Source organism: Bacillus pfraonensis (assembly GCF_050768835.1).
Lineage (GTDB): Bacteria > Bacillota > Bacilli > Bacillales > Bacillaceae_G > Bacillus_A > Bacillus_A pfraonensis.
In genome coordinates, this window is record NZ_JAHCDO010000031.1 from 38072 (window position 1) to 45585 (window position 7514).

At 38.1% G+C, this 7514-nt stretch carries 9 protein-coding genes; 6 read left to right on the plus strand and 3 right to left on the minus strand.

Annotated features, from left to right (window positions below; genetic code table 11):
- Nucleotides 1-41: 41 nt before the first annotated feature.
- From KFD70_RS23365 to KFD70_RS23380, 4 genes are all read left to right on the plus strand, one after another.
- A complete protein-coding gene (locus tag KFD70_RS23365) occupies nt 42-791 on the plus strand; it encodes a DeoR/GlpR family DNA-binding transcription regulator (protein ID WP_336453124.1) in 750 nt (249 codons plus the stop codon).
- Entirely contained in the window at nt 791-1702 is a 912-nt protein-coding gene (gene pfkB / locus KFD70_RS23370; protein ID WP_336453194.1) for a 1-phosphofructokinase, read from the plus strand. Before KFD70_RS23365 ends, pfkB begins: the two co-directional genes overlap by 1 nt.
- Nucleotides 1703-1714: 12 nt before the next feature.
- Nucleotides 1715-3580 (plus strand): PTS fructose transporter subunit IIABC, encoded by a 1866-nt coding sequence (locus tag KFD70_RS23375; protein WP_336453123.1) that lies wholly within the window; start codon nt 1715-1717, stop codon nt 3578-3580.
- Between the two features lie 382 nt (nt 3581-3962).
- A complete protein-coding gene (locus KFD70_RS23380; protein WP_336453122.1) occupies nt 3963-4850 on the plus strand; it encodes a cell wall-binding protein EntA in 888 nt (295 codons plus the stop codon).
- A 90-nt stretch (nt 4851-4940) separates the two neighbouring features.
- Here KFD70_RS23380 and KFD70_RS23385 read toward each other — a convergent pair whose 3' ends face one another.
- Nucleotides 4941-5177, minus strand: coding sequence for a hypothetical protein (locus KFD70_RS23385; protein ID WP_336453193.1), 237 nt, complete (start codon nt 5175-5177; stop codon nt 4941-4943).
- A 329-nt stretch (nt 5178-5506) separates the two neighbouring features.
- Between KFD70_RS23385 and miaA the strand changes: the two genes are divergently transcribed.
- Entirely contained in the window at nt 5507-6457 is a 951-nt protein-coding gene (miaA, locus tag KFD70_RS23390; RefSeq protein WP_336453121.1) for a tRNA (adenosine(37)-N6)-dimethylallyltransferase MiaA, read from the plus strand.
- 25 nt (nt 6458-6482) lie between these two features.
- The gene (gene hfq / locus KFD70_RS23395) at nt 6483-6707 is read left to right on the plus strand and encodes an RNA chaperone Hfq (protein WP_000813896.1); all 225 of its coding nucleotides are present in this window, start codon (nt 6483-6485) and stop codon (nt 6705-6707) included.
- 71 nt (nt 6708-6778) lie between these two features.
- Here the strand turns inward: hfq and KFD70_RS23400 are convergent, their stop codons facing one another.
- Both KFD70_RS23400 and KFD70_RS23405 read right to left on the minus strand, forming a co-directional pair.
- Complete coding sequence (locus tag KFD70_RS23400) at nt 6779-7126, minus strand: Gly-Xaa-Xaa repeat protein (protein WP_336453192.1); 348 nt, start codon at nt 7124-7126, stop codon at nt 6779-6781.
- A 35-nt stretch (nt 7127-7161) separates the two neighbouring features.
- The coding region (locus tag KFD70_RS23405; protein ID WP_431613435.1) for a hypothetical protein at nt 7162-7514 on the minus strand (353 nt) is incomplete at its 5' end.

The following is a 7514-nucleotide window of genomic DNA, read 5'->3' on the forward strand; positions in this document are numbered from 1 at the left end:
TTCGGTTTCATTATACTGTAATCAAAGGAGAGGTGAGTGATATGTTAACTCCTGAACGTCATCAGCGAATTTTACAGCTTGTGAAAGAAAATAAAGTAGTGAAATTACAACAGTTGGTGGAAGAAACTAAAAGTTCAGAATCGACAATCCGTCGTGATTTAGCACAATTAGAGAAAGAGCGATTATTAAAACGAGTGCATGGCGGAGCTGCTGTATTAACTGGAAAAGGTGAAGAGCCTACGATGGTTGAAAAATCAGCCAAAAACATTCAAGTGAAAAAACAAATCGCTAAATATGCTGCGTCTTTTGTAGAAAAGGGTGATTGCGTTTATTTAGATGCAGGAAGTACAACATTTGAAATGATTCCGTATTTAATAGAGAAAGAAGTTACCGTTGTGACAAATGGGCTTATGCATATTGAAGCATTAGTTGAAAATAATATTCGAGCTTATTTACTTGGCGGGATGATGAAGAGTCGAACAAAAGCATTAATTGGTGCAATGGCACAGGAAAGTATGCAGCAATACCGATTTGATAAGTGTTTCTTAGGGGCGAATGGTGTGCATGAACAGCTTGGATATACAACACCAGATCCTGAAGAAGCATTGCTGAAAAAAATGGCATTAACATTAGCGAATGAAGGTTATTTTTTAATAGATGAAAGTAAATTTTCTGAAGTTGCATTTGCGAAAATTGCAAGTATTGAAGAAGCGACAATTATTACAAATGTATTAGAAGAAGAGCAAGAAGAATATAAGCGAAAAACAAATGTAATTGAGGTTGATAAATGATGATTTATACAGTTACTTTAAATCCATCGATAGATTATGTTGTGCAAACGGAGTGTTTCAAGCTGGGAACTGTCAATCGAGCGGAAAACGATATGAAATTTCCTGGCGGGAAAGGAATTAATGTATCCCGTGTGCTTTATCGACTTGGAATAGAGAATACAGCGCTCGGTTTTATAGGGGGATTCACAGGTCGATTCATTGAAGATGTTTTGAAAAGTGAAGGTGTTAAGACGAATTTTGTTCATGTAGATGGGGATTCGCGTATTAATGTGAAAATAAAGGGGGAGGAAGAAACAGAGCTGAATGGTCAAGGGCCTGTTATTACGGATGGACAGCTTCAACATTTAATGGGCGAAATGGAAAATATGCAGGCTGGTGATTATCTTGTATTAGCCGGTAGTATTCCTGCATCGATTCCAAAAACATTTTATGAAACAATGGCTAATTTTGGGGCAGAACGTCAGATTAACGTCATTGTTGATACGAGTGGAAGTGCGCTTCAGCATGTAATTCAAAATAAGCCATTTTTAATAAAACCAAATCATCATGAGCTTGGAGAATTATTTAAAGAAAAGCTTTCGACAGTAGAAGAAATGATTCCATATGGCAGAAAGTTAATCGAACAAGGTGTGCAGAATGTAATTGTCTCTATGGCAGGAGATGGAGCTTTGTTATTTACCAATAAAGGAGTATACGAGGCAACCGTGCCAAAAGGAACGGTTATCAATTCTGTTGGAGCGGGAGATTCTCTTGTTGCAGGGTTTGTGGGAATATATGAAAAAACAAAAAATGTCGAAGAAGCATTTCGTTATGGTGTAGCAACGGGAAGCGCAACAGCGTTTTCAGCGGATTTATGTACGAAAGATAAAGTAGAGGAATTATTATCGCAAGTAATGATTACAAAGCGGTAGGGGGAACAGAATATGAAAATTACAGAGCTTTTAAAAAGGGATACAGTTATTATGGATTTGACAGCTTCAGCAAAAGAAGCTGTCATCGATGAATTAGTAGAGAAATTAGAAAAGGCAGGAAGGTTAAATAATCAAGCGGAATTTAAAGAGGCTATTTTAAAGCGTGAAATGCAAAGTACAACTGGAATTGGCGAAGGGATTGCTATTCCACATGCAAAAACAAAAGCGGTCAAACAGCCAGCTATTTGTTTTGGACGCAGTGTAAGCGGTGTCAATTATGAGTCGCTTGATGGACAACCAGCTCATTTATTCTTTATGATTGCGGCTAGTGAAGGTGCGAATAATACGCATTTAGAAACGTTATCCCGCTTATCGACATTATTAATGGATGAAGGGTTTCGTAAACAACTGTTAGAGGCAAAAAGTGAAGAGGAGCTTCTGCGTTTGTTTGATGAAAAAGAAAAGGAAAACGAGCAAGAAGATGAACTTAGTGAAGCAGCAAAGCCAGAAGGGAATGAACCGTATGTGTTAGCGGTAACAGCTTGTCCAACTGGTATCGCTCACACATATATGGCTGCGGATAGTCTCAAGGCGAAAGCGGTGGAATTAGGAGTTGCGATTAAGGTCGAAACAAACGGTTCTACTGGTGTGAAAAATGGATTAACGAAAGAAGATATTGAACGTGCAACAGCTATTATTGTTGCGGCAGATAAGCAAGTAGAAATGAATCGTTTCGCGGGAAAACACGTGATTCAAGTACCAGTTGCAGATGGTATTCGGAAATCAGAGCAGTTAATTAATCGAGCGATAAATCAAGACGCTCCGATTTTTAAAGGTGGAAAAGAAAGTGAAGAAGCAAAAGGGGTAGAACAAGAAAAAGGATTGGGCATATATAAGCATTTGATGAGCGGTGTAAGTAATATGTTACCGTTTGTAGTTGGAGGTGGAATTTTAATTGCACTTGCTTTTGCTTTCGGCGGAATTAAAGCAGAAGGTCCAATTGCAGAGACTCTCATGACAATCGGTGGAGGAAAGATGGGAGCATTTGCATTTCTTGTTCCGGTGTTAGCTGGATTTATCGCAAGTTCTATTGCTGATCGCCCGGGGTTTATGCCTGGTATTGTTGGTGGTTTTTTAGCAGCACAAGCAAATGCAGGGTTTTTGGGTGGGTTAATTGCCGGCTTCTTAGCTGGTTATATTGTAGTTGGTTTAAAAAAAGTGTTGGCAGGTTTACCAGTACAATTAGAAGGGATTAAACCTGTTTTATTATATCCGGTACTTGGTTTGTTACTTACAGGGGTATTAATGTTAAAAGTTGTAAACCCTCCTGTTGTTGCTTTAAATGAGGCCTTAACGGGTTGGTTAAATGGTTTAGGTGGTGCGAATGCTATATTATTAGGACTTATTTTAGGTGGAATGATGGCTGTTGATATGGGTGGTCCGATTAATAAAGCGGCATTTACATTTGGGATTGCTGCAATTGAGGCTGGAAACTTTGGTGTACATTCAGCTGTTATGGCTGGTGGAATGGTCCCTCCACTTGCAATTGCTTTTGCAACTACACTTTTTAAAGCGAAATTTACAGAAGCAGAGCGGAAATCAGGTTTTACAAATTATATTATGGGAGCGTCATTTATTACAGAAGGAGCAATTCCATTTGCAGCAGCTGATCCAATCCGTGTGATTGTAAGTTGTGTTGTTGGATCAAGTATTGCTGGTGCATTATCGATGTTATTTGGAATTACATTGCCAGCGCCACACGGTGGAATATTTGTCATACTATTAGTAAATAAGCCAGTGTTATATATTCTTTCTATATTAATAGGTTCTGCAGTATCAGCTCTTATGCTAGGGGGATGGAAAAAGAAAATTTCATAAAACTCAAAAAGGATAGCTACTTAACTACGTAGTTGTCCTTTTTGAGTTTTTGTGTCAGTAATATGTGAATCATAGTAAAATACAAAAGATTTATTGCATAAAAAGACATAATGTAACTAACATTTGTAATGTTTCGGTGTTTTTTTTGTAACAAGATGGTAATACTATTACTTTTATTGCAAAAAAAACATATGTATTTGAAAGAAAAAAATGATTAAATCTCTTAAAAATACGTATAGAACACTCTTTTCTTTTATTCTACTTTATATTACAAAGCATTAATGATTGATTACGAATCGTTTGTAATTCTGTGATATCCTAAATCTCCTAAAAAACTGTTGCTATAATGAGGACACGAAAACAAAGCGAATGGAGGCTATTCATGAAAAAATTAATTGGTATAGCAGCAGCAGCGGTTTTTGGTCTTGGGATTTTCACTATTTCTGCACAAGCAGAAACTGTTGTAACAACAGAGGTATTAAATGTACGCGAGAACCCAACTACTGAATCAAAAGTTGTAGGAAAATTATTAAATGGTCATAAATTAGATGTTACAAATACAGAAAACGGATGGTCACAAATCAAATTAAATGGTAAAGACGTATTCGTAAGCGCAGAATTTACAAAAAGCATCTATTACGTAACAGCAAACGTATTAAACGTACGTGCTGAAGCGAACACAAACTCAGAAATTCTTGGTACGCTTAAGAAAGACGATATGATTGAAACAACAAGCCAAGTACAAAATGAATGGTTACAATTCGAATATAACGGGAAAACGGCTTACGTTCATGTTCCTTATTTAACAGGTACAGCACCTGTTATTGAAAAACAAGAAACGCCTGCTCCTGCCAAAGTTGAAGCACCTGCAAAAGCAGAGGCACAAGCTCCAGCGGCACAAGAAAAACCAGCTGCTAAGCCAGCTACTCAAGTAAAAGCGGCAGAAACAAATGCTCCTTCTGGTGGTCGTGAATTAACAGTTGTAGCGACAGCATATACAGCTCATCCGAGCGAAAATGGCACATATGGTGGTCGTGTATTAACTGCAATGGGTCACGACCTAACAGCGAATCCGAACATGAAGATGATTGCTGTTGATCCGAAAGTGATTCCATTAGGATCAAAAGTATGGGTAGAAGGATATGGAGAAGCAATTGCTGGTGACACTGGTGGTGCAATTAAAGGTAACCGTATCGACGTTCTAGTTGGCTCTGACACAGTTGCTAACAAATGGGGACGTAAAACTGTTAAAGTGAAAGTTTTAAAATAACGTTATTGTTGCTAAAAAATACATCCAGTTTTTAAGCATTGAGTGCTGTTTTTTCAGGCTGTTAGGAATTTCCTAACAGCCTTTTGTGAATTAAAATGGATATACAGTTCGTCCTGTAATAATATTATAGGCACTGCAAAATTGAGTTTGTGCATATTGTTTAGTTGGTTCATCTAAAGCTTGGTCTTCCAATAAAGTGTGAAAGGAACGTAGCAAGCAGTTTAAAGCGAAATATAATTCTTCTTGTGAGCAGTTCTTTTCTTTTAATGCTGTTGCTAAAATAAGTTCTTCTGTTAATGTTGAAAAATTTATAGTGGCCTGTCCGATTTTCATTATATCCTCTCCGATCTTACTTTTTTATCATGTATATGTATCGTTGGACAAACTATGTCAATTTTATTTCACTGTTTGTAGGTGGTAAGGCATGTACCTCAAGATTCAGAGAGAGGTGTGAAATATAAAATTCTATAAAATGTTGATTAGTTTGGAATGATAATCGGTGAGGGAAGAAGATATTCCTATTGATTATGGGATTGTCATTTTTATTTTTGAATTTCATTTACCGTATTGAAAGAACTTGCATTATGACTATCAAAATTGGTAAGATTGGATATAATGATTAGATGGATAACATTACATAAAGAGAGTTGAAGTATATGGGAGAACTGCAACGTGAAAAAGTTGCTGTCATCATCGGACCGACTGCGGTAGGAAAGACGAAATTAAGTATTGATCTTGCGAAAGCTTTAAATGGTGAAATCATTAGCGGGGACTCGATGCAAATTTATTGTACGATGGATATCGGGACAGCTAAGGTAACAACGGAAGAAATGGATGGGATTCCGCATTACATGATCGATATAAAAAATCCGGAAGATTCATTTTCTGTGGCGGAATTTCAAGAGCTTGTTAGAGGTCATATTCGAGAGATTACAGAACGCGGAAAACTACCGATTATTGTTGGTGGTACGGGCCTTTATATACAATCGGTTTTATATGACTATCAGTTTACAGATGAAGCTGGAGACCCTGTGTATCGAGAAAAACTGGAGAAATTAGCGACAGAACATGGTGTAGAATATGTACATAAGAAACTGCAATCGGTGGATCCAGAAAGTGCGAATCGAATACATGAAAACAATGTAAGGCGTGTTATCCGTGCATTGGAAATTTTTCATACGACAGGGCAAAAAATGAGTGATCAACTTGAAAAACAGGAAAATAAGTTGCTATATGATGTTTCGTTAATCGGCTTGACGATGGATCGTGAAATGTTATATGATCGCATCAACTTGCGTGTCAATCTTATGGTCGAACAAGGTTTGTTGCAAGAGGTAAAAGCCTTGTATGAAAGTGGTGTTCGGGACTGCCAATCAATCCAAGCGATTGGTTATAAAGAATTATATAGTTATTTTGAAGGTCAAGTTTCGCTGGAAGAAGCGATAGCTCAATTGAAAACAAATTCACGACGCTATGCAAAACGTCAACTAACATGGTTCCGTAATAAAATGGATGTCTCGTGGTTTGATGTGACCGAAGGCGAAAAAACAGCAGAAATTTTGCGGTACATAGAAGGAAAACTACAACTAAAGTCGAATAATAAGTAAGTAGAGAAAAAGAGGAGGATTCGACATGAAGCAATCAATCAATATTCAAGATCAGTTTTTAAATCAACTCCGTAAAGAAAATACGTTTGTGACGCTGTACTTATTAAATGGTTTCCAGCTTCGTGGATTGATTAAAGGTTTTGATAACTTTACAGTATTATTGGAAACAGAAGGTAAGCAACAGCTTATTTATAAACACGCTATTTCTACATTTGTTCCACAAAAAAATGTTTCAATTGAACTAGAGTAGCAAGGAAATGTACATAACAAAAAAGAGCGAGAGATTCGCTCTTTTTTTATTTATGTGTTTTTAGACATCCTCTAATGAATACGGAAGATAGTGAGTCTAACAGTGGTATCACCTGTAGCGGGAATAGTGATTGTATTAGTAGTAGATTGAATGGCAATTGTAGTTCGTGCTTTTAAAGTCTCGATGGTTGAAAATGTAATTGAGCTCCCAATTGCGTTTGCTGAAAAGTTATCTGAAGGTATATTGCCATTAATGGAAATACCAAAGCCGAAGGGAGCTGATCCTGAAAATATTGTTGAAGCTGAAAAGTCAATGATATAAACACCATCTTCAAGGATTGTAATTGTATCTGTTGCATTGAAATGTATGTTATTTATGTTTGATGTAAGGTTAAACTGTATGTTTTGATTAGGTTCTATAACTTGTGGAAGTGTACTTTTTAGTACAGCTGTAGTTACCGGAAAGCTAAACCCCTGAAGTCCACGCTCGCCCTGAGGTCCACGCTCGCCCTGAGGTCCTTGCTCGCCCTGAGGTCCTTGCTCGCCTTGAGGTCCACGCTCGCCTTGAGGTCCTTGCTCGCCTTGAGGCCCTTGCTCGCCCTGAGGTCCACGCTCGCCCTGAGGCCCTTGCTCGCCTTGAGGTCCTTGCTCGCCTTGAGGCCCTTGTTCGCCCTGAATTCCACGCTCGCCCTGAGGTCCTTGCTTGCCTTGAGGTCCACGCTCCCCTTGCTCGCCTTGAATTCCTTGTTCGCCTTGAGGTCCACGTTTGCCTTGAGGTCCTTGCTCGCCTTGAATCCCTTGTTTGCCC